We start from the raw sequence: 18,812 nt of genomic DNA, 5'->3' as shown, positions 1-18,812 counted from the left end.
TCATGTCGCTCACAGAATATCGCCGCAAGCGTGATTTCAAAGCGACGCCGGAACCCAAGGCAGGCAAGGCAAGCGGCAAGGGAAACAGCTTTGTCATCCAGAAACATGCAGCCCGACGGCTGCACTATGATTTCCGGCTGGAGATGGATGGCGTGTTGAAAAGCTGGGCGGTCACCCGAGGCCCGAGCCTTATGGCTGGCGAAAAGCGGCTGGCCGTGCATGTCGAGGATCATCCGCTCGCCTATGGTGACTTCGAGGGCGTCATCCCACCAGGTCAATACGGTTCCGGCGAGGTGATCGTCTGAGATCGCGGCACATGGGAGCCCCTGCAAGATGCGCGCAAGGGCTACAAGAAAGGTCATCTGGAGTTCGCCTTGAAGGGGGAGAAACTCGCAGGACACTGGCACCTCGTTCGGATGGCCGGCAAAGAGGGCGAGACGCGCGAAAACTGGCTGCTGATCAAGGGCGAAGACGAGGCCGCGCGCCAACCGGGTGATCCGGATATTGTCGAGGAGAAGCCGCTTTCGGTGAAAAGCGGTCGTTCGATCGAAAGCCTCAAGGGCGACAGCAAGGCCCAAGTGTGGAACTCGCGCAAAACCGCGACGAAGAAGAAGCCGGCTCATCGCGGGAGCGCGTCCAAGGACCGAGAAGCCTCGATCCCTGGAGCCAAGTTGGGCATCTTGCCCGATTTCCTGCCACCGGCTCTCGCAACCCTGGTGAAGAGGGTGCCGAAAGGCGACCGCTGGCTGCACGAGATCAAGCTGGACGGTTATCGGATCGAGGCGCGGATTGAGCATGGACGGGTGCAGCTTCTGACGCGCACGGGGCTGGACTGGACGGACCGCTTCGGAAAATCTCTGGTTACCGCCCTCAAGGGGCTCCCCGTGCGGACGGCCCTGCTCGACGGGGAGATCGTGATCGAGGGCGGCAATGGAAGCAGCGACTTCTCACTGCTTCAGCAGGATCTCAGCGACGGCCGCGACGATCGCTTCACCTATTACATCTTCGACCTCATGCATCTTGATGGGCAGGACCTCACCGGGGCGTCTCTTTCGGATCGAAAGGCGCTGCTGGAAACGTTGATTTCGGATGTCGAACCGCCGTTGAAGTATTCAAGCCATTTCGACGAGAGTGGCGATCTCGTTTTGAAGCATGCCTGCCGCCTCAGTCTTGAGGGGGTCATTTCCAAGGTCGCCGATGCGCCTTACCGCTCCGGTCGTGGCCGGGACTGGGTGAAGTCCAAATGCACGGCCCGGCAGGAACTCGTCATCGGCGGCTATCTGCCCTCCTCCGTTTCCAATGACGCCATTGGCTCTCTCATCATGGGTGTCCACGAGGCAGGTGGGCTTCGCCATGTCGGACGTGTCGGCACCGGCTATACCCAGACGCTCAGCAGGAAGATCTTCGCCCGGCTGCAGCCGCTCGTGCAAGACAAGAGCCCGTTCAAAGACAAGCTCACAAGCGCCGAACGAAAGGATGCCGTTTTCGTAAAGCCCGAGCTGGTGGCGGAAATCGAATTTCGTGGATGGACCGGCGACGCCCACCTGCGGCACGCCTCTTTCCGCGGGATTCGCGAAGACAAGGTCGCGAGCGAAGTGGTGCTGGAAACGCCGGCGGACAAGGTCTCGACCAGAGCTAAAGCCGGCAGCGCCAGGAGGTCCGCAGCAACCGAGACGAGCACGCTGGCTGCAGCGCAGTCGGCCCGGCGGGAGATCAACCTTACGCATCCCGACCGGCTCTATTGGCCGGAGGCCGGCGTGACCAAGGAGGGGCTTGCCGACTACTATGCCCTGGTCTGGCCTCGCATTGCCCCGTTCATCGTTGACCGCCCGCTCGCATTGCTGCGGTGCCCTGAAGGCCATGAGAAGACCTGTTTCTTCCAGAAGCACGGCTGGCGTGGCATGCGAAAGGAAATCATGACGGTCCGGGATCCCGCAGACGACGAGGCCTTGATCGGTATCCGCGACATTGCAGGGTTGCTTGCCCTCGTTCAGGGTGCAGCTCTTGAAATTCATCCTTGGGGCTCTCGGGCTGGCGATCTGGAGCGCCCGGACATGGTGAACATCGACCTTGATCCCGGCCCCGGCGTCACGTGGGAGCGTGTCATCCGGGCAGCCTTCGAGGTGCGTCAACGCTTCGAAGATCTCGGGCTCACGGGTTTCGTCAAGACCTCGGGCGGCAAGGGTCTGCATGTGGTGGCCCCGCTCAAACCAAAAGCGAGGTGGCCGGACGTCAAAGCTGCCATGAAGGCGCTGGCCGATGCCATGAGTGCAGACAGTCCGTCCGATTATGTCTCCACCATCAGCAAGGCCAAACGCAAGGACAAGATCCTGATCGACTACTTGCGCAATGGCCGTGGGGCCACAGCGGTCGCGCCCTACTCGACACGCGCGCGACCAGGCGCGCCGGTATCAATGCCGCTCTCGTTCAAAGAGCTGAACCCGGATATCCTGCCCAACCACTACACGGTGGAGAATGTGCCCGCCCGCCTCGCCAGCCTCGACGCGGATCCATGGGCGGACTTCCGCATAGCGGAGGCACCTCTGGTCGTTGGCGGCAAACGGGCAAAGAGGGCGCCCTAAGGGCCTCTATTTGCGAGCCGCCTTCTTTTCAGATGCGAGACTGCGTCTCAACGCTTCCATGATGTCGATGACATTGTCCTTGCGTTCGGGCTCTGCGGGCTTCTTCGGTTTTGTCTTTCTGGATTTCTTGGTCCGGTTCTCGATGATCTCGTGCAGGCGCTCCTCAACCGGGTCTCGCACGAGCTTCGGCTGCCAACTCCGCAGTCTCGCCTCCACGAGCTTCTTCATCATAGTTCTTGCGCTCGCCGAAACCTCGGTCTTGCCGGCCTTGTCGAAAAACGGATCGGGGTCTCGGACCTCGTCGCCATATCGCAGCGTCCAGACGATCATGCCCTCGTCTCTCGGAACAAGCAGGACAGCATGTTCTCGGCGATACAGCACCAGACGCGCGATGCCACCCGTATCGGTCTTACGCATCGCCTCGCGAATGACGGCGAAAGCCTCCTCACTCACCTTGTCGGCCGGGGCGAGGTAATGCGGGCTATCATACCAGATCCAGCCAATCGAGCTGCGCGGAATGAATCTCTCGATATCGATGGTCCGCGTGCTTTCGAGCGCGACTTCTTCGAGCTCATCGTCCTCGAACAGAACATAATCGTCTTCGCTCCGCTCATAACCCTTGACCTGATCCTCGTCATCGACTGGCTTGCCGGTCTCTGAATTGACATACCGACTGACGATCCGGTTGCCGGTCTTGCGATTGATGTTGTGAAAGCGAAGTTTGCTGCTCTCGGTGACTGCAGGTGTCATGGCCACCCGACAGGTGACGAGGGACAGTTTCAGATAGCCTTTCCAGAACGCGCGCTGCGCCATCGCCACATCTCCCAGCTGCCATCTGTCCGCAACACTGCCCTGCAAACGCCTCCGTCAAAAAACTGTTCCGACGGCCGTTCAAATCGGCGGTTGCACCGGGAACCGTTTGCCCCGGATGGCGTTCCTCTGTTGCCAGTTCCTCTCCAATGATGAGCCGGCGGATCGTCTGTCGGTATGGGGGTATCGCAGACATATCCGACCGGGGAGGCGGCGGGTGCGACGAGACCGCGCTCGGCCGAAGAACATTGGCGTGTGGAACCGGCAATGGGCGACGACGGAGAAATGCCATGCCTGAACGAGACTATGACTGGATTGCCCGGCGAGCCTATTCGCTCTGGGAAGAAGAAGGGCGCCCAGACGGCCGTGACGAGGCCCATTGGCAGACCGCACTCAACGACTGGGAGACGCTGAACGCAGCGGCGTCTGAAACAACGGCGAAAGCCGGCAGGCGCATAGCAGACGCTCAGGTGTCTGCCGAGCAGGAAGGACTTGTGATCACCGAAGAACCGGTTCGCCCGGTCAAGAAGATGGCAAGGAGCCGAAAGGGGTGAATAAGGTGGCAGGACTAGATCTTTCACCGGCGCTTGGCCGGGCGCAATTCATCCAGCGGGTTCGGGAAGCCTATCTCCGCGACGACGACGAGCTTCGCCCCCACCGTCGTTCTCCGACCCGAGTGCCATTGCATGTGTTGGCTGTGACCTCGGAAATCTATCCTCTGATCAAGACAGGGGGGCTCGCCGATGTCACCGGTGCACTTCCCAAGGCCTTGTCCGCCTTCGGCATCGAGACTCATACCCTGGTACCAGGTTATCCCTCTATCCTTGCGCTCGCGCGTCTGCATCCTCCCCTCATGGAGTTTGACGATCTCCTTGGCGAGAAGGCCACGCTGCGCCACCTCGAGATCGACGGGCTGAGCCTTTTCGTCCTAGACGCACCGGCTCTCTACGAGCGGCCGGGCGGTCCTTATGTCAACGAGCACGGCTTTGATCATGCCGACAACTGGAAGAGGTTTGCGGTTCTGTCGCTTGCGGGAGCCGAGATCGCCGCGGGCGCGCTCCCGGGCTGGAAGCCTGATCTCGTGCATACCCACGACTGGCAATCGGCTCTAACATCCGTCTATCTCCGGCAGATGGGCTCCGCCGTACCCGTGGTGCTGACGATCCACAATCTCGCTTTCCAGGGCCAGTATTCGGCTGCATTGCTGTCTCAGATCGGGTTGCCACCGGAGGTGTATACCGTCGAACAGATGGAGTATTTCGGTGATATCAGCTACCTCAAGGGCGGGCTGGTCACGGCCGATCATATCACCGTTGTCAGCCCGACCTATGCGCGCGAGATCCTGTCACCGAGCTTCGGCATGGGACTTGATGGCGTGCTGAACGCACGCCTCGACAGCCTGCAGGGCATTGTCAACGGCATCGACAAGGAGGTTTGGAACCCGGCGACGGATCCCTACCTGCCATTTCGCTATGACATGAAGAGCCTGCGGCTGAAGAAGCACAACAAGGCGCTCCTGCTCGAACGCTTCAACCTGGAGCCCGGTGACGGACCGCTGTTTTCGGCGGTCACGCGGATCACCTGGCAGAAGGGCATGGACATGCTGGCCGAGGTAGCGGATGAGATCTTCCACCGTGGCGGGCGCCTGATCGTGCATGGTCAGGGCGATCACGATATCGAAGATGCGTTGAAAGCGACAGCGGCACGTTTTCCCGGACGCATGGCCGTGACAATAGGTTACAGCGAGCCCACGGCCCATCTCATTCACGGCGGCTCGGACGGCATCATCCAGCCATCGCGCTTCGAACCCTGCGGCCTGACACAGCTTTATGCGCTTCGCTACGGCTGCGTGCCCGTGGTCTCGCGAACCGGAGGGCTTTCCGAAACGATCATCGATGCAAACGATGCGGCGATCTCAGCCCGGGCGGCCACCGGCTTCCAGTTCCATCCCGTCCGTCCGGAAGGACTGCGCCACGCGTTGCGTCGCGCGGTGGATGCCTATGGCGACAAGCGCAAGTGGGCACGGCTGCAATTGCAGGCGATGCGCGCTGATTACTCCTGGGATCGCAGCGCCGAGAGCTATGCGGAGGTCTACGGCCGGCTGACCGAATCCCGGGCACAGTTGCAGCACTGACAAGATCGGCAGATATCGCTGAACGGCAAAAGGGCCCGGGATTTTTCCGGGCCCTTTTGCCGTTGGCTATGGGCATTTTTCAGGGGCGGTTTTGGCCATTCGGTCTGCTCTGACCTGCACCTCCCTTGCCAGTCTGGGGCGTGGGATCGCTCTCCGTCTCCATCGCCGGAAGCGTGCCGGTCGTGGTCTGGCGCTCCTCGGTCGTGCCGCTGGTGCCTGTTCCCTCACCACATGCCGTAAGCAGGAGAAGGCTGAGACATGCGGCTGTTGTTCTGGTGAGTTTCATCTCCACTCCTCTCTCGCGTAATCGCCCTCGCCATGCAGCCGCTCGCGGAAGGCGATGGTCCGTTCAAGACCCGCAATATCCTCACTGCTCGCGGGGACCGGATCCTCGGCGATGGCTTCCAAAACGGCAGGATCGATAGCGCCTGAGCGGATCGCCTGGCGCAAGGTTTCACGTGTCTGGCGCTCCGCCTCCAGTTGCGCGAACAGCGCGATGATCAGACGATCACGCGGATCGGGGAAGCGACGCCAGCGCGGGGGGCGCACCGTCTCGGACATGATCCACTCCTTTTCGACAGAAGATATTGCTCTTCAAGGAAACTTTTGGCGCCGCCCAAGGTTCCCCTCACGATGACTTGTCGACACGGGAGAGACCATCGTGGACGCCGATCTGAAATCATTGGAAGCGCGGCTCAACGCGCATCGGGAAATCCTGATCTCACTCCTCAGCGAGACGCTCACCGCGCCGGAGAACGCGCCTGAACTGCTTCGCAATCTCGAACAGGAGGTGCTGCTGCGCGATGGCTCGGAAGATCCCGGCGTGGAGACGTCTGCTGGTGTCGGGCGCGGCCATGAAAAGGGTGAAGCGATCCGCGACATTCTGGACACCGCGAAAGCCCGTGCAGCTGCGCTTTTGCGGACTGCCCCGGATCTCAACTCGCCCAACGGCTTTACCGAAGCAATGAAGGAAAGGAAGTGACGATGATCCCGGCAATATTCAGGAATTGGATGCACCGTTTCCGCAAGTCTGAAAAGCCTGCGGAAAAGGCACAGGATCAGCCCCAGGTTACGCTGCCGCTGCGGGCTGATCTTCCGCTTCGCGAGCGCTCTCTCTCTCTTGTTGCGGTCCCCGCCCAGATTAACGGAGCGCGGATGGGGTCGGGCCAGTTGTGATCGTCAACGACGGTTGGTCTGATCACGAACATCGAAGTTTGGATCCCAGTCCTTGGGCGGATCTTTTTTGCCGGGCGGCCATTTGTTGACGGTTGCATCGTCGGATCCTGTCACGACGGTGGGCTTGGCACTTGCCACTCCATCATTGTCACCGCCCGCCTGCGTTCCGACAAACTGGCCTTCGGCATCCTTCTCGATCGTTTCCTTGTCGCGCTGTGTAGGCTGGTCGTCCATGCTCGGTCCTCCGATGATTTCATCAAGATCAACCCGATAGTCTGCGTTAGGTTCCTGTCAGGATGACTCGGCACTGCCGGCAAGGAAGGATGACAAAGGCGCGACCAGGGTCCAGCTTAACCCCTGGGGGTCGAAGTCGATCCTGACTTCCCCGGCAAAGGCGCTCGCCGCATGTCGCTCGACAACGGTCGAGCCGAAGCCACGTCTCGTCGGTGGCGTGACGGGTGGGCCGTGCTGCTCGACCCAGGTGAGCTCAAGCCTTTGCTCCCCTCCCGCTTCCTGGGGCTCGAGCACTTGCCACTCAATACGAAGGCGCCCCTCAAGCACCGAGAGAGCACCGTATTTGACAGAATTGGTCGCCAATTCATGAAACACGAGTCCGAGGTTCTGAACGGCGTTGGCATTGACAAGCAGATCCGGACCTCGGCGAGAGACACGATCCACCGATCCCGTAACTGTCGTCAGATGCAGGTCGACCAACGCGGCAAGCGGAATACCGCCCCATTGCTGCTTGGCCAGTGCTTCTATCGACTGGGCGAGGCCTGCAAGCCTGCCGCTCACGGCACGCTGAAACTCCTCGACGTCATCGGTGCCTCGGGCTAGCTGACGCATCATCGCCTGGACAAGAGACAAGATGTTCTTGGTGCGATGAACGAGCTCCTGCAGAATGAAATGGATGCGCTCTTCAGCTTCGGCGCGATCGAAGGAAGCATTCGAGAGGGCGACTGCAACCTGGTTCGCCTCGACAATCTTCGTTCGCTCCGGCGAGACGATTTCGCCACGCCCGATGCGCTCCGCCATCCAGGCGATCCGGCGGATCGCCGAACGCAGATGATGGGCCGCGACAAGGACAATGCCCAAGAGGAAGGTCATCAGGACGAGGCTGCCGATCAACAGGCTCTTCCAGAGCGTAATAAAGGAGCCCTTGAGGCTGTCGACTGGCCCCCAAACCAAAGCACGCCACGGCCAGTCTGCGACCTTGGCGTAACCCATCAGATACTGTCTTCCGTTCTGATAAAAGACCGCACTGTTGTTGTAGCCGTACATCAATTCCAGCCAGCTCTGGTCGATCTGTGTACCAGAGGGCTGGTTCTCGGCACCGTGCGACACGACGATGCGACCGTCACCATCCACAAGCGCCGAGGACCAACCGGGCGGAATCGCTTCGCGGGCGGCCAGGTTCGCCAAGCTGGCTGCATCCTGTGTCAGCACCACGGCATCGGCCTCTCCCGGGGTGTTGTTGATGCGAGGCATTGTCAGATTGACGACCCAGCGCTGGCTCGTCGCACCGAAGAATACGCCTGACAGTTCCACTCTCCCCGATCTCAAGGCGGATCGGACTGACTCCGGGTTTGCCATCGGCCTAAGCGTCGCGCCCCAGGGCATCCGCGTATTGAGGATCTGAACCCCGTCCTGCCGAGCAAGCATTACATAGAGCGAGCTTTCCTTGAGGCTTTCCCCGACGCGCGTATGGAAGGCCTGGAGATCCCCCTGCTGCAATTCGGCGGAATTGGCCACCAGCGCAAGCGTCGTCTCCATGTCGGCGATCTTGCGCTCAACGGCCCGACTGATCGCTTGCGCATCATCTGCGACGTCGGTTCGCAGGGTCTGAAACTGCGATCGTTCGAGCTGCAGGAGGAGGAATGCCACGAAGGCCAGGAGTGGCAAGGTCGCCAGGATCGCCATCGCGGCCAGGTACGAGCCGATGGAGGCTGTGGGAAAGATACCGAGAAACCGTCTGACCACGTGCCTCAACACGCCCTCCTCCAGGTGCCATAACTCAATTTGATACGCTGGATGTCGAACCAAATGGGCGGGGGAGCGTTAGGACTGCAGGATGGAGAGAGGAGCGTGCCATGATCTTCAAGCCACAACGGTTTCACGGAGAAGCGCCGGAGATGGCTGACGAGTTTCCGACGGAGGCGCAACTGGAACAGCAGGTGGCGGACGCGTTGGCGGCATCGCAAGGCACAGGTGCCGAGGGGTTGCGGGTTGTCGCGTCGGCTGGGGAAATCCTTCTGTACGGCGTCGTCGGGACGCGGGACGAAATGACCAGGGCCGTGGAAGTTGCCCTGGCGGTACCCGGGGTGAAGAAAGTGACAGTCCGCATGGAAAGCGGTGATGAGGCACCGTGACCTCTCGTGGCGCCGGCGAGGCGAGCGACGACATGGAATAACCCGGCGCTGGCAGGAGGCTTCAGACCATTGCCAAACACCGGGTAGATCCACGTTCGCGTCGATCAATTTTACCAACGTTCCGATTTTCTGGCGAATTTGATGGTCAGGCGCGCCCACGTATTCCGGCCGTGCCTTCCGGGCCCCATGCCTGAGCCATGCCGCCGATCTCCAGCATTCGGCCGCGCAGATCCTGCTGTCGAAGCACGGTTATCTTGCGGTTCGCAATCTGTTCGTCGGAATGACGACGGGCAGCTTCGACCGCCAGCCTGTAGCTCGGATAGACAGCAGACTGGCCCTGCTCCGAGAGAAAGCACCAGCCGTTTGACTGGGGGATGATGTCACAATAAACCTGAGTCATGCCGCACTCCTCATGATCCCCCTCAAACTCGCCGCGCGCAAGAGGGTTCCTGTTCCGGGCAGATTTTTTTTCGCAGCCCGGTCCGTCATCCGCAGGTGACAATCAGCGAACCCGGCAGGAAGCGCGAGAGATCGCGGATGTCCGCCTCCGCCTCGGATGGCATAACCTCGATCGTGGCGCCGTGGACCGGAGGCAGCATGACTTCCCTTTCACTGAAATTCACCCGGAGCTGCCATCGATGCTCGCCGAGCTGCCAGTCGACAGCCAGCTTCCCGTCCTGCGCCATCAGCACATGGCCCACGCCGCCACCGACATTGTCCAGCAATGGGAAAAGGTGCTGTCGCCGCTTCTCGAGCAGGCGTTGGCAGAAGGATCGTGCGGCCATCCCACGTTCTGTCTGCGCTTCCCCCCAGTCAAGCTTCGAGGCCGTGAAAGTTTCGCAGTCGTTCGGATCGCGAATGTCTTCCAGCTTCAGATCATCCGAGCCAAATGCCCGTGCCTCCCGCAATCGATCTTCCGGACTGCCCTGCTTGAGTTCCGGCGGATAGTCGCTGAAAAAATAGAATCTGCCCTTTGAACGAAATTCATCGCCCATGAAGATCATGGGGATCTGTGGCGCGAGCAGGAGCATCGCCATGAGGCGTTCCGCAAGATCTGGCTCTATCAAGCTCCAGAGTCTGTCGCCCCGGCCGCGATTGCCGATCTGGTCGTGGTTTTGTAGAAAGTTGACGAATGTCGTCGGTGGCAGGTGCCCACTCGGCTCCCCGATCGGCTGGTTTCCCTTTTCCTCTATCCGTTCGCCCTGCAGGGCAAATCCGCTCGCAAGTGTCCGTGCGATACGGGGCCAGAAATCCTCTGCAAATACCTTGTAATGGCCGCCGTGTTCGCCGGTTGCCCAGGCGTGGACAAGATGGTGATAGCCATCGTTCCAGACCCCATCGTAAAGCGCGACCGAGTTGTCATCGCGCCGCTCATGCAGGCGGGTGATACAGCGGCCATCCTCGACAACAAGATGGATATGACGCTCCGGCGATCGTTCACGGATCGTGCGCGCCATTTCCTCCATGATGTTGATCGCGCTGCTATCGTCGTCGATGCGGTCGACGGCATCGAACCGCAGGCCATCGAGGGCGAACTCTTCCAGCCAATAGAGTGCATTCTCTATCACGAAGTCGCGCATGGGCAGCTTCGATACGTCTGGTCTGGGGCCCCAAGGCGTGCCCTCAGTGGAAAAGAGATCCGGTGCGTATGATTTGAGGTAATTTCCGTCGAGGCCGAGGTGATTGTAGACGACGTCGAGCATGACCATCAGACCGAGACCATGAGCCTGATCAATGAAGGCCTTCATATCGTCCGGGGAGCCGTAGGCCGGATGAGGGGTATAGAGCAGGACGCCATCATAGCCCCAGCCGCGCCTCCCACCGAATGCGGCAACCGGCATGACCTGCACCACGGTGACGCCCAGCTCAGCCAAGACGGGGAGTTTTTCAGCGGCAGCCGCAAACGTCCCCTCCTCGGTGAAGGTGCCGATGTGGATTTCGTATACTGCGGCTTGCGACCAGGGCCTGCCTTTCCAACTGCTGTTCTTCCAGCGATAGGCCGTGGGATCGACGATCAGCGAAGGGCCGTGGACATCACCGGCCAAAGCACGCGCGGCCGGGTCCGGCACACGTGTCCCATCTGGCAATACGAATGAATAAACAGTCCCAGGCGCAATGTTTGTCGCGAGGAGCTCCCACCAGCCGTCTCCGGCAGGCGACATCGGCACCTCTTCGTCCATCAGGCGAAGCCCGAGCATCTGGACCCCGGAGGCCCATATGCGAAACCGCACTTCGCCCGCCGCGGTGTATTCCGCGCCCCAGCTCTTCGGGAAGACACGGTATTCCTGATCGACCTCAAGACCCCGAAAGTCGGGCTGTGATTGCCGGTCATCCATTGGTCATCCTCGCCGCTTGCTGATTGCGACGATCCAACAGCGGCGCGAAGGGAAATGTTCCAACTGGGAAGCTGCGGATTCGGAGAGGTGTCAGATGATTTCAGGAACAAAGTCGGTCACGGCCGAATTGCTCCTGCGGCATTCAGCACCCGACCGCATCCCGCGGCCGCAGGACTTCAGGGAGATCATCATGCCCAGCCCCAATCCCTCATCGCCTTACGACGATCAGCCGCCGATGCCAGCCCCGGCCTGGACGCCGGAGATACCGGTGGACGAGCCGGAGCCGGACGTCCTGCCGGACGAGGTTCCGAGACCCAATCCCGACGAGACCCGGGACCCGCCTATCGTGGATCCCGCCCCGCATATCTGAAGTTACGGCAAGGGGCGCTTCACCGCAGGCCGGCGACGCGCTCCCAGCTCTTCTTGCCGGCAACCCAGTTCTGCCAGTCCGATACCGAGCCGTAGAAGACGTTGAGGTCGATCTTGCCGTTGACGCCCTGGGACAGGCCGGATCCGGAATATTGCCAGAAGACCCATTTCCGGCCCGGGTATACCTTGGACGGATGCGCCGCCACCGAGCGCAGCCAGAAGGGATAGTCAAGGAAATGGCCGCGCAGATTGTCCTTGTAGAAATCGGGAGCCGTGTAAATCACCGGCCGCTTGCCGTAATGCTGCTCCAGACGGTCCATGAAGACCTGCATCTTTTCGCGTGCCTTTTCAGGCGACAGGCGGAAACGGCAGCTCGACTCGCCGTTGTATTCGACGTCAATGACTGGCGGCAGGGCATCCGGATCGCGCGGAACGTTCCGGATGAACCACTCCGCCTGCTCTGAGGCAACGCGGCACCAGTAGAAGAAGTGGTAGGCGCCGCGCTTCAATCCGGCATCCTTGGCGCGCTTCCAGTTGGTGTGGAACATGGGATCGAGATGATCGCCACCGTCTGTCGCCTTGATATAGGCAAAATTGGCGCCTTGGCTTCGCAGGGTTTGCCAGTCGATATTGCCCTGCCAGCGCGATACATCCACGCCATGAACCGCATGATGCTTTGGCTTCACCTTGCCGAAATTGATCGGCTTGGCGTCGCTGAAGCGCTGGTTGTAGACCCGGTGGCGTCCGGTCGAGCGCGTCGCGGGCTCCTGCTGTGGCAAGGCGGACGGCATCGGCGGTGCGAGCATCGCCAGCGGACGCTGGTTGGGCACCGGCATGCCTGCCGTCATCTCCGGCGTATCGAAATGAGCCTGGTTCGGCGATCTGCCGGCCCAGGCGAGCGCCTGAGCATGCGCCCCCGTCGGCGAGGCGACAGGTGTGATGGCGCCGGTCTGCTCATCCACGGCAACAGCAGGGGTCGGGGCAGCGGCAGTCTGTGCCTGCTGCTGTGTCGCTTGAGAGCGTAACTGCAAGGCTTCGACGGGATTGGTGCGGGCACTGCAGCCGCTAAGCACCAGACAACCGATGAGCAGCGAGGGGAAGACCTTGGAACGCATGGCACACAGACTCAAACTAACGACCGGGCACAGGCGTAGGCGAATGCCCGGAGCTTCAGGAGATTGCTAACAAAGCTTTACCGGGAAAAGGTGAATGCAATCTTTACGGTGCGGATCGGGCCTGCCCTAGCATCCGGACACTCTGAACAAGGGCTCGTCCGGCGCTCACAAGCATGTGCAGTGACACCGCTGATCCCGCGCATCTTGATCGCCGTATCAAGGTTTTGTTGCTTCACTCACGCTCAGGATAAGGCTCGATGATGATCCCTCGACGGTCTTTTCTCATGACTTCGTTGTTCACGCTTGCCGGTGTTCCTGCCCAAGCCGGCGATGCCTGGGAGGCGCTGCGCGCGGGACGCGCATTTGTGCTTTTGCGTCATGCCCTGGCGCCGGGTACCGGTGATCCTGCGGGAATGCAGCTTGGCGATTGCAGCACTCAACGCAATCTGTCGGACGAGGGACGAGCCCAGGCGTCAAGGATCGGGGCGCTGTTTCGTGATGAAGGAATAAAGAGAGCTGCCGTTTATTCGAGCGAATGGTGCCGCTGTCTGGACACCGCGCGTCTCATGGAACTCGGGCCGGTTTCACCGCAGCCCCTGCTGAACTCCTTCTTCGGCAAACCGGAAAACGGGAGGGAACAAACCGAAGCGCTGAGGCAATGGCTTTCAGCCTATTCCTACACCTCTGGGCGGCCTCTGATACTGGTCACACATCAGGTGAACATCACGGGACTGACTTCGATCGTTCCCCGCAGCGGAGAACTCGTCTTTGCGACCATGAGCGGTGTGGGCGAGACCGATGTTATCGGCCGGCAGTCTACCGGGGCATGACGGAGAAAAAAACCTGCGGCAGAAGTGGTCGCCGCGCGTGATGAAAAAAGTCCTGCAACAAGTTTAGGTGCGGCGGCAATCCGGACATGCCCCGGCAGACGCGCCGGAAGGCTCCGGCGCGGGTATAGTCGACGAAAACAGTCGCCGGCGGGAGTCAAAAATCCGCATCTATCCTAGTGTCAGCTGCAACGCGAAGATTTGAAAGTGCGGGTTGTAACTTTCGTCACCGTATTTCGTTACAAACCATGATAGTTTCGCTCGAAAATCCGGGAGCAGCGAAACCCATGGACGTATTGCGGGCGCGGATGGACGATCTCGCCTATGAGGATGCCATTCGTTATTGCGCAAACAGCATTCTGCCGATGCATTTCGGCGAGAAGCTGATCAACAAGATCTTTGGACGCAACCTACAGTCCCACGCCGCGGGACTCCTGGCGGTGATGCATTGCGAGGCTGAACTGGGCATCGGGGAGCGTCCGACACTCACCCGTATCCAGGGGGAGATGGGTCGATCGAGGACCCTATCCAGCTTCTTCGCCCTGCTGAGATTTGCGCGCTTCATCGAGGCCGTTGATCATCCGGAAGACCGAAGGACAAAGGTGCTGCTTGCGAAAGCGCCTCTTCTGGACGGTTTGAAGACCTGGCTTGCCCATCATATGACGTGTGCCGAAGTGGCGGGATTGCTTCCAACCGGCATGACGCACAAACTGCAGACGGATGAAGATTTCTCTCTTCGCTATATAGCAGCCGCACGCCTGATGTTCGACCGAGTCAGAGCGCATCTGGCACATGGTGACGATGCCTGGTGCTGGTTCGACAACTTCGACTGCGGCGACAGGATGGCTCTCGCCTTGCTGAGAGCGCATTACGAGCATCCCGGCGAGCCCGAGACCCGCTGGTTTCTCCTGGAAACGCGCCAGCTGGCAGATCGGCTGGGCATTTCCCATTCGCATGTCCGAAATGTCTTGAACGGGGCCGAGGTCCGAGGTTTCGTTGTTCAAGACCGCCGCACGCATCACGTGGCGCTGACCGAGCTAATGCTGGACGATATCAGGAACTACCATCTGAGCTTTTGGAGCTGGGTGGCCGACAGCGCCGACCAGGCGACGAGTATCGTGCCGCCACCGGGAGAGCATGCCATCGCGGTTGTCAGGTGACGCGCCGGACTGGCAGCGCTGCGGCGCTGCAACATAAGGTCTTGGCCCCAGTATCCGTCCAACTGCCTTGACTTTGGCAGAGCCTTGGCCAAGTCCGGGGTGAAATTCATTCTGGGTGGAGGCGGATACCATGCACAAGCTCTTCGATCTGGCAGGGCGCCGGGCGCTGATCACAGGATCATCGCAAGGCATCGGTCTTGCGCTGGCCACCGGCCTGCAGCAAGCGGGCGCCGAGGTCGTTCTCAACGGGCGCAGCATTGACAAGCTTGAATGTGCGGCCCGCCCGCTGGGTGCCGGCGCGCGCATCCTTCCCTTCGATGTGACGAATCATGCTGCGGTCAAAGAAGCGGTCGATCGGTTCGAAACCGAGGTCGGACCGATCGACATTCTGGTCAACAATGCCGGCATGCAGCATCGGGCACCACTGGAGCAATTCCCGGCCGATGCCTTTGAAAGACTGCTGGCGGCCAATGTTTCCAGTGTCTTCAATGTGGGCCAGGCCGTCGCCCGTCACATGATCGGCCGGGGCCGTGGCAAGATCATCAACATTGCAAGCGTGCAGACGGCGCTCGCCCGCCCCACGATCGCACCCTATACCGCCACCAAGGGAGCTGTCGGAAATCTGACAAAGGGCATGGCGACGGACTGGGCCCGACATGGACTGCAGTGCAACGCGATTGCGCCCGGCTATTTCGAAACGCCGCTCAACGCCGCTCTCGTTGCCGATCCCGAGTTTACCACCTGGCTTTCCAAACGGACGCCCGCCGGACGCTGGGGCAAGGTGGAAGAACTGGTTGGCGCCTGCATCTTTCTTTCCTCCGACGCCTCCTCCTTCGTCAACGGCCACATCCTTTATGTCGACGGCGGGATTACCGCGTCTTTGTGAGGACATCGGCGAAGCTGCGGTTGTCAGATCCGGGAGAAGGCGGCAAGCACAGTCCGTTCGGATTGAAGCAGATAGGCCTCGAGTGCGGCTGCTGCGGCTTTTGGCTCGCCGGCCTCGAGCTTTTCGAGGATTGCCGCATTCATTTCGACATAGGGGGCATGAAGCAGTTCGGGCTCCTTGAGCAGGCCGAAGCTCAGGCGTAGCTCGGCAGCGATCTGCGCATAGAAGCTGCTCAGCCGCTGGCTGTCGGCCAGATCGACGATGGCCGCATGGAATTTCATGTTTTCGCTGCCGACCGAGACCCAGTCGTTCAGTTCACGGGCAGCGCGTGCCGCCTCGACCGCAGCCTTCATGCGCGCCACCGCAGGGTGGTTCGGATAGGCGTTCGACAGCGCCTGGCCTTCAATAATGCGGCGAACACGATAGATATCGATAATCGAGGCCATGCTGGGCGTCGCGACGAAGACGCCACGGTTGGGTTCGTGCTGCAGCAGGCCATCCTTGGTCAGCAGTCGGAAAGCCTCACGAAGCGAATTGCGGGATACCTCGAAATCGGCGCTCAGGGCAGCCTCAGACAGGCGCTGACCGGGCTTCAATTCGCCGCTGATCAACCGGTCGCGGATGGCTTCCGCCAGGCGAGGTGCGAGTGCCGCTGTCGTTTCCGCTTCTGCCATCAGTCTCCCCAGGGGCCGTCCGCCCAGTACAGGGTCGCAATTGGCTCCGATGCAGCGGGCTATTCGCGACTGCTGCCTTATCGACCATGCGAGAAATTGCAGCAAGACGGGAGCCGGTTACGGCCAAAAATTGTTCCTCTAAGAGCGAGAACTGCCTTTCCGAGCATCAACTTGCTCAACATTGCGCCAATTAAGTAGAACAATAAAATAAAATCGTTGAACAATATTGACAGAATTGTGAAACCACGCGAGGCTAACCGGGCTAGTGATCAACAAGCCCCGCGTGAAGTCGGGGACAGGTCAATCGAGAGGGACACATGGAACAGACATCGAAAGCGGCCAACACGGCCGGATCCGGCGGAATGTCCGCCAAGACACGCCGGAGCGCCTTGATCGCCGCGATCTTCCTGATGGCAACATCGGCCATCGGACCTGGCTTCATCACCCAGACGGCGACCTTCACGACAAAGCTTGGTGCCGCCTTTGCCTTCGCGATCCTCGCCTCGATCCTGATCGACTTCGTGGTTCAGCTGAACATCTGGCGGATCGTGACGCTGACGAGGATGCGGGCCTCCGACATTGCGAACGCAGCCATTCCAGGGACCGGTTATCTGCTTGCGATCCTCGTCATCATTGGCGGCCTTTTCTTCAACATCGGCAATATCGGCGGTGCCGGCCTTGGTCTCAATTCCCTGCTTGGTCTCGACCCCAAGCTGGGCGGCTCGATCAGTGCGCTGATCGCCATCGGCATCTTCCTGTCGCATCGCGCGGGAGTGGCGATTGACCGGCTGATCGTGGTGGCCGGTCTCGCGATGATCATCCTGACCCTTTACGTCGCGATCGTCTCGCAGCCTCCGGTCGGTGATGCGCTCTTCCAGACCTTTATCCCATCGACCATCGACTTTGCGACGATCACCACCATCGTCGGCGGCACGGTGGGTGGCTACATCACCTATTCGGGCGCGCACCGCCTGCTCGACAAGGGCACGGTCGGGATCGAGAACCTCGGTGCCGTCAACCGCGCCGCCCTTTCCGGCATCGCCGTGACAGGCGTGATGCGCTACGTGCTGTTCCTCGCCATCCTCGGCGTGGTCGCGAGCGGTGTCGCGATCGATGTTTCGGGCAAGGGGGCCAACCCGGCCGCACAAGCTTTCCAGGCCGCAGCCGGTGACGTGGGTCTTCGCATCTTCGGTGCCGTGCTCTGGTTTGCGGCGATCACCTCTGTGATTGGTGCCGCCTACACCTCGGTGTCCTTCATCACCGTCTTCAAGCCTGATATCACCGAGCGCGGGCGCAACATCGCGACTGTCATCTTCATCGCCGTTTCGCTGTTCTTCTACGTGATCATCACCACGCCTCCGGCACAGATGCTGGTCTTCGTCGGTGGTCTGAACGGCCTCATCCTGCCGATCGGTCTCACGATCTTCATCTATGCGGCCTGGGCTCGCTCAGACCTGATGGGTGGCTATCGCTACCCGCGCTGGCTGTTGATCCTCGGAGCACTGACTTGCGCGCTTACCTGGTACATGGGCTACAAGTCGATCGGGCCGATCTTCGCGCTGCTTTCGGCGGCCTGAGCAAGACGAATAGGGAGGAAGACATGACTGCCATCGATCTCAACAGCGACCTCGGCGAAAGCTATGGCGCCTGGGCCATGGGCGACGACGAGGCGATGCTCTCCATCGTCTCCAGCGCCAATGTCGCCTGCGGTTTCCATGCCGGCGATCCCGTCGGCATCTGCAAGACCGTGAAAGCCGCCGCAGAGCGCGGTGTCTCGATCGGGGCGCATGTCTCCTATCCCGACCGCGTCGGCTTTGGCCGGCGCGACATGGATGTCACATCGGCGGAACTGACCGCCGATGTGATCTACCAGATCGGTGCGCTGAAGGGTGTTGCGGCGGCCGCCGGCGTCACCGTCGGCTATGTGAAGCCCCATGGCGCGCTCTACAATCGCATCGCCCATGACCCGAAGCAGGGCCAGGCGGTGATCGACGGCATCCGGGCTATCGATCCAAAGTTGGTCATGATGGGGCTAGCCGGTTCACCAATTCTGGACCTCGCCCGCGCCTCTGGCCTGAAGGCCGTCGCTGAGGCCTTTGCCGATCGCGCCTATACGCCCTCGGGTGCGCTTGTTTCCCGCCGGGAGCCGGGTGCCGTGCTCCACGATACCGCGCTGATTGCCCGACGCATGCTGCAACTTGCCCATGAGGGCACGATCGAGGCGATCGATGGTTCGACCATCAAGATCGAGGCTCAGTCCATTTGCGTGCATGGCGATAGCCCCGGTGCTGTCGCGATCGCGCGGGAGATCCGCCAGGCTTTCGAGAAGGACGGCATCACGGTGCGATCCTTCCTCCACGCGCGCTCCTGAGGC

General features: G+C 60.7%; 19 protein-coding genes and 1 pseudogene. 11 read left to right on the top strand and 9 right to left on the bottom strand.

Annotated elements, in window-relative coordinates; all coding sequences use genetic code 11:
• The first annotated feature begins 2 nt into the window (after positions 1 to 2).
• Positions 3 to 2,582: pseudogene (gene ligD, locus H6M51_RS02530) on the top strand (DNA ligase D).
• A gap of 6 nt (positions 2,583 to 2,588) precedes the next feature.
• On the opposite strand, the gene H6M51_RS02525 reads toward ligD, so the two are convergent.
• Positions 2,589 to 3,395, bottom strand: a complete 807-nt coding sequence (locus tag H6M51_RS02525) for a Ku protein (protein ID WP_185808293.1) — start codon at positions 3,393 to 3,395, stop codon at positions 2,589 to 2,591.
• A gap of 287 nt (positions 3,396 to 3,682) precedes the next feature.
• Here H6M51_RS02525 and H6M51_RS02520 point away from each other — a divergent pair, with 287 nt between their 5' ends.
• Both H6M51_RS02520 and glgA read left to right on the top strand, forming a co-directional pair.
• Positions 3,683 to 3,946: a DUF2934 domain-containing protein gene (locus H6M51_RS02520; RefSeq protein ID WP_185808292.1), complete on the top strand. Its 264-nt coding sequence runs from the start codon at positions 3,683 to 3,685 to the stop codon at positions 3,944 to 3,946.
• 128 nt (positions 3,947 to 4,074) lie between these two features.
• Positions 4,075 to 5,526, top strand: coding sequence for a glycogen synthase GlgA (glgA, locus tag H6M51_RS02515; RefSeq protein ID WP_185808440.1), 1,452 nt, complete (start codon positions 4,075 to 4,077; stop codon positions 5,524 to 5,526).
• Between the two features lie 79 nt (positions 5,527 to 5,605).
• Here glgA and H6M51_RS02510 read toward each other — a convergent pair whose 3' ends face one another.
• Both H6M51_RS02510 and H6M51_RS02505 read right to left on the bottom strand, forming a co-directional pair.
• On the bottom strand, positions 5,606 to 5,812 hold the full coding sequence (locus tag H6M51_RS02510; protein WP_185808291.1) for a hypothetical protein: 207 nt from the start codon (positions 5,810 to 5,812) through the stop codon (positions 5,606 to 5,608).
• Positions 5,809 to 6,087 (bottom strand): hypothetical protein, encoded by a 279-nt coding sequence (locus tag H6M51_RS02505; protein WP_185808290.1) that lies wholly within the window; start codon positions 6,085 to 6,087, stop codon positions 5,809 to 5,811. Before H6M51_RS02505 ends, H6M51_RS02510 begins: the two co-directional genes overlap by 4 nt.
• Positions 6,088 to 6,187: 100 nt before the next feature.
• On the opposite strand from H6M51_RS02505, the gene H6M51_RS02500 reads away from it, so the two are divergent.
• On the top strand, positions 6,188 to 6,508 hold the full coding sequence (locus H6M51_RS02500; protein WP_185808289.1) for a hypothetical protein: 321 nt from the start codon (positions 6,188 to 6,190) through the stop codon (positions 6,506 to 6,508).
• A 197-nt stretch (positions 6,509 to 6,705) separates the two neighbouring features.
• On the opposite strand, the gene H6M51_RS02495 is transcribed toward H6M51_RS02500, so the two are convergent.
• Both H6M51_RS02495 and H6M51_RS02490 read right to left on the bottom strand, forming a co-directional pair.
• Positions 6,706 to 6,936, bottom strand: coding sequence for a hypothetical protein (locus H6M51_RS02495; RefSeq protein WP_185808288.1), 231 nt, complete (start codon positions 6,934 to 6,936; stop codon positions 6,706 to 6,708).
• Positions 6,937 to 6,993: 57 nt separating this feature from the next.
• Entirely contained in the window at positions 6,994 to 8,694 is a 1,701-nt protein-coding gene (locus H6M51_RS02490; RefSeq protein ID WP_348644381.1) for a sensor histidine kinase, read from the bottom strand.
• A gap of 98 nt (positions 8,695 to 8,792) precedes the next feature.
• Here H6M51_RS02490 and H6M51_RS02485 point away from each other — a divergent pair, with 98 nt between their 5' ends.
• On the top strand, positions 8,793 to 9,071 hold the full coding sequence (locus H6M51_RS02485) for a BON domain-containing protein (RefSeq protein ID WP_185808287.1): 279 nt from the start codon (positions 8,793 to 8,795) through the stop codon (positions 9,069 to 9,071).
• Between the two features lie 145 nt (positions 9,072 to 9,216).
• On the opposite strand, the gene H6M51_RS02480 is transcribed toward H6M51_RS02485, so the two are convergent.
• Entirely contained in the window at positions 9,217 to 9,471 is a 255-nt protein-coding gene (locus H6M51_RS02480; protein ID WP_185808286.1) for a hypothetical protein, read from the bottom strand.
• 85 nt (positions 9,472 to 9,556) lie between these two features.
• Complete coding sequence (treZ, locus tag H6M51_RS02475; protein ID WP_185808285.1) at positions 9,557 to 11,407, bottom strand: malto-oligosyltrehalose trehalohydrolase; 1,851 nt, start codon at positions 11,405 to 11,407, stop codon at positions 9,557 to 9,559.
• A 190-nt stretch (positions 11,408 to 11,597) separates the two neighbouring features.
• On the opposite strand from treZ, the gene H6M51_RS02470 reads away from it, so the two are divergent.
• On the top strand, positions 11,598 to 11,777 hold the full coding sequence (locus tag H6M51_RS02470; protein ID WP_185808438.1) for a hypothetical protein: 180 nt from the start codon (positions 11,598 to 11,600) through the stop codon (positions 11,775 to 11,777).
• Positions 11,778 to 11,796: 19 nt separating this feature from the next.
• Here H6M51_RS02470 and H6M51_RS02465 read toward each other — a convergent pair whose 3' ends face one another.
• Complete coding sequence (locus H6M51_RS02465; RefSeq protein ID WP_185808284.1) at positions 11,797 to 12,891, bottom strand: GH25 family lysozyme; 1,095 nt, start codon at positions 12,889 to 12,891, stop codon at positions 11,797 to 11,799.
• A 284-nt stretch (positions 12,892 to 13,175) separates the two neighbouring features.
• Between H6M51_RS02465 and H6M51_RS02460 the strand changes: the two genes are divergently transcribed.
• The 3 genes from H6M51_RS02460 (at position 13,176) to H6M51_RS02450 (ending at position 15,764) form a co-directional block, all read left to right on the top strand.
• Positions 13,176 to 13,721, top strand: coding sequence for a histidine phosphatase family protein (locus H6M51_RS02460; RefSeq protein ID WP_246780358.1), 546 nt, complete (start codon positions 13,176 to 13,178; stop codon positions 13,719 to 13,721).
• A 284-nt stretch (positions 13,722 to 14,005) separates the two neighbouring features.
• Positions 14,006 to 14,878, top strand: coding sequence for a hypothetical protein (locus H6M51_RS02455; RefSeq protein WP_185808283.1), 873 nt, complete (start codon positions 14,006 to 14,008; stop codon positions 14,876 to 14,878).
• A 130-nt stretch (positions 14,879 to 15,008) separates the two neighbouring features.
• Positions 15,009 to 15,764 (top strand): SDR family oxidoreductase, encoded by a 756-nt coding sequence (locus H6M51_RS02450; protein ID WP_185808282.1) that lies wholly within the window; start codon positions 15,009 to 15,011, stop codon positions 15,762 to 15,764.
• 23 nt (positions 15,765 to 15,787) lie between these two features.
• On the opposite strand, the gene H6M51_RS02445 is transcribed toward H6M51_RS02450, so the two are convergent.
• On the bottom strand, positions 15,788 to 16,438 hold the full coding sequence (locus tag H6M51_RS02445; RefSeq protein ID WP_185808281.1) for a GntR family transcriptional regulator: 651 nt from the start codon (positions 16,436 to 16,438) through the stop codon (positions 15,788 to 15,790).
• Positions 16,439 to 16,800: 362 nt separating this feature from the next.
• On the opposite strand from H6M51_RS02445, the gene H6M51_RS02440 reads away from it, so the two are divergent.
• Positions 16,801 to 18,015 carry an NRAMP family divalent metal transporter gene (locus tag H6M51_RS02440; RefSeq protein WP_407073544.1) on the top strand — a complete coding sequence of 405 codons (1,215 nt, stop codon included), beginning with the start codon at positions 16,801 to 16,803 and terminating at the stop codon, positions 18,013 to 18,015.
• Positions 18,016 to 18,038: 23 nt separating this feature from the next.
• Entirely contained in the window at positions 18,039 to 18,809 is a 771-nt protein-coding gene (locus H6M51_RS02435) for a LamB/YcsF family protein (RefSeq protein ID WP_185808279.1), read from the top strand.
• Positions 18,810 to 18,812: the final 3 nt, after the last annotated feature.

Origin of the sequence: Rhizobium sp. AQ_MP (genome assembly GCF_014237835.1) — a bacterium.
Classification (GTDB): domain Bacteria; phylum Pseudomonadota; class Alphaproteobacteria; order Rhizobiales; family Rhizobiaceae; genus Allorhizobium.
This window is presented reverse-complemented; position numbering and strand designations above follow the sequence as displayed.

Excerpts from the sequence above, each read along its gene's own strand:
- H6M51_RS02465 (WP_185808284.1), bottom strand. The coding sequence starts at position 12,891 with ATGCGTTCCAAGGTCTTCCCCTCGCTGCTCATCGGTTGTCTGGTGCTT.
- H6M51_RS02495 (WP_185808288.1), bottom strand. The coding sequence starts at position 6,936 with ATGGACGACCAGCCTACACAGCGCGACAAGGAAACGATCGAGAAGGAT.
- H6M51_RS02470 (WP_185808438.1), top strand. The coding sequence starts at position 11,598 with ATGCCCAGCCCCAATCCCTCATCGCCTTACGACGATCAGCCGCCGATG.
- H6M51_RS02480 (WP_185808286.1), bottom strand. The coding sequence starts at position 9,471 with ATGACTCAGGTTTATTGTGACATCATCCCCCAGTCAAACGGCTGGTGC.
- H6M51_RS02510 (WP_185808291.1), bottom strand. The coding sequence starts at position 5,812 with ATGAAACTCACCAGAACAACAGCCGCATGTCTCAGCCTTCTCCTGCTT.
- H6M51_RS02460 (WP_246780358.1), top strand. The coding sequence starts at position 13,176 with ATGACTTCGTTGTTCACGCTTGCCGGTGTTCCTGCCCAAGCCGGCGAT.
- H6M51_RS02450 (WP_185808282.1), top strand. The coding sequence starts at position 15,009 with ATGCACAAGCTCTTCGATCTGGCAGGGCGCCGGGCGCTGATCACAGGA.
- H6M51_RS02455 (WP_185808283.1), top strand. The coding sequence starts at position 14,006 with ATGGACGTATTGCGGGCGCGGATGGACGATCTCGCCTATGAGGATGCC.
- H6M51_RS02525 (WP_185808293.1), bottom strand. The coding sequence starts at position 3,395 with ATGGCGCAGCGCGCGTTCTGGAAAGGCTATCTGAAACTGTCCCTCGTC.
- H6M51_RS02435 (WP_185808279.1), top strand. The coding sequence starts at position 18,039 with ATGACTGCCATCGATCTCAACAGCGACCTCGGCGAAAGCTATGGCGCC.
- H6M51_RS02485 (WP_185808287.1), top strand. The coding sequence starts at position 8,793 with ATGATCTTCAAGCCACAACGGTTTCACGGAGAAGCGCCGGAGATGGCT.
- H6M51_RS02505 (WP_185808290.1), bottom strand. The coding sequence starts at position 6,087 with ATGTCCGAGACGGTGCGCCCCCCGCGCTGGCGTCGCTTCCCCGATCCG.
- H6M51_RS02445 (WP_185808281.1), bottom strand. The coding sequence starts at position 16,438 with ATGGCAGAAGCGGAAACGACAGCGGCACTCGCACCTCGCCTGGCGGAA.
- H6M51_RS02440 (WP_407073544.1), top strand. The coding sequence starts at position 16,801 with ATGTCCGCCAAGACACGCCGGAGCGCCTTGATCGCCGCGATCTTCCTG.
- treZ (WP_185808285.1), bottom strand. The coding sequence starts at position 11,407 with ATGGATGACCGGCAATCACAGCCCGACTTTCGGGGTCTTGAGGTCGAT.
- H6M51_RS02520 (WP_185808292.1), top strand. The coding sequence starts at position 3,683 with ATGCCTGAACGAGACTATGACTGGATTGCCCGGCGAGCCTATTCGCTC.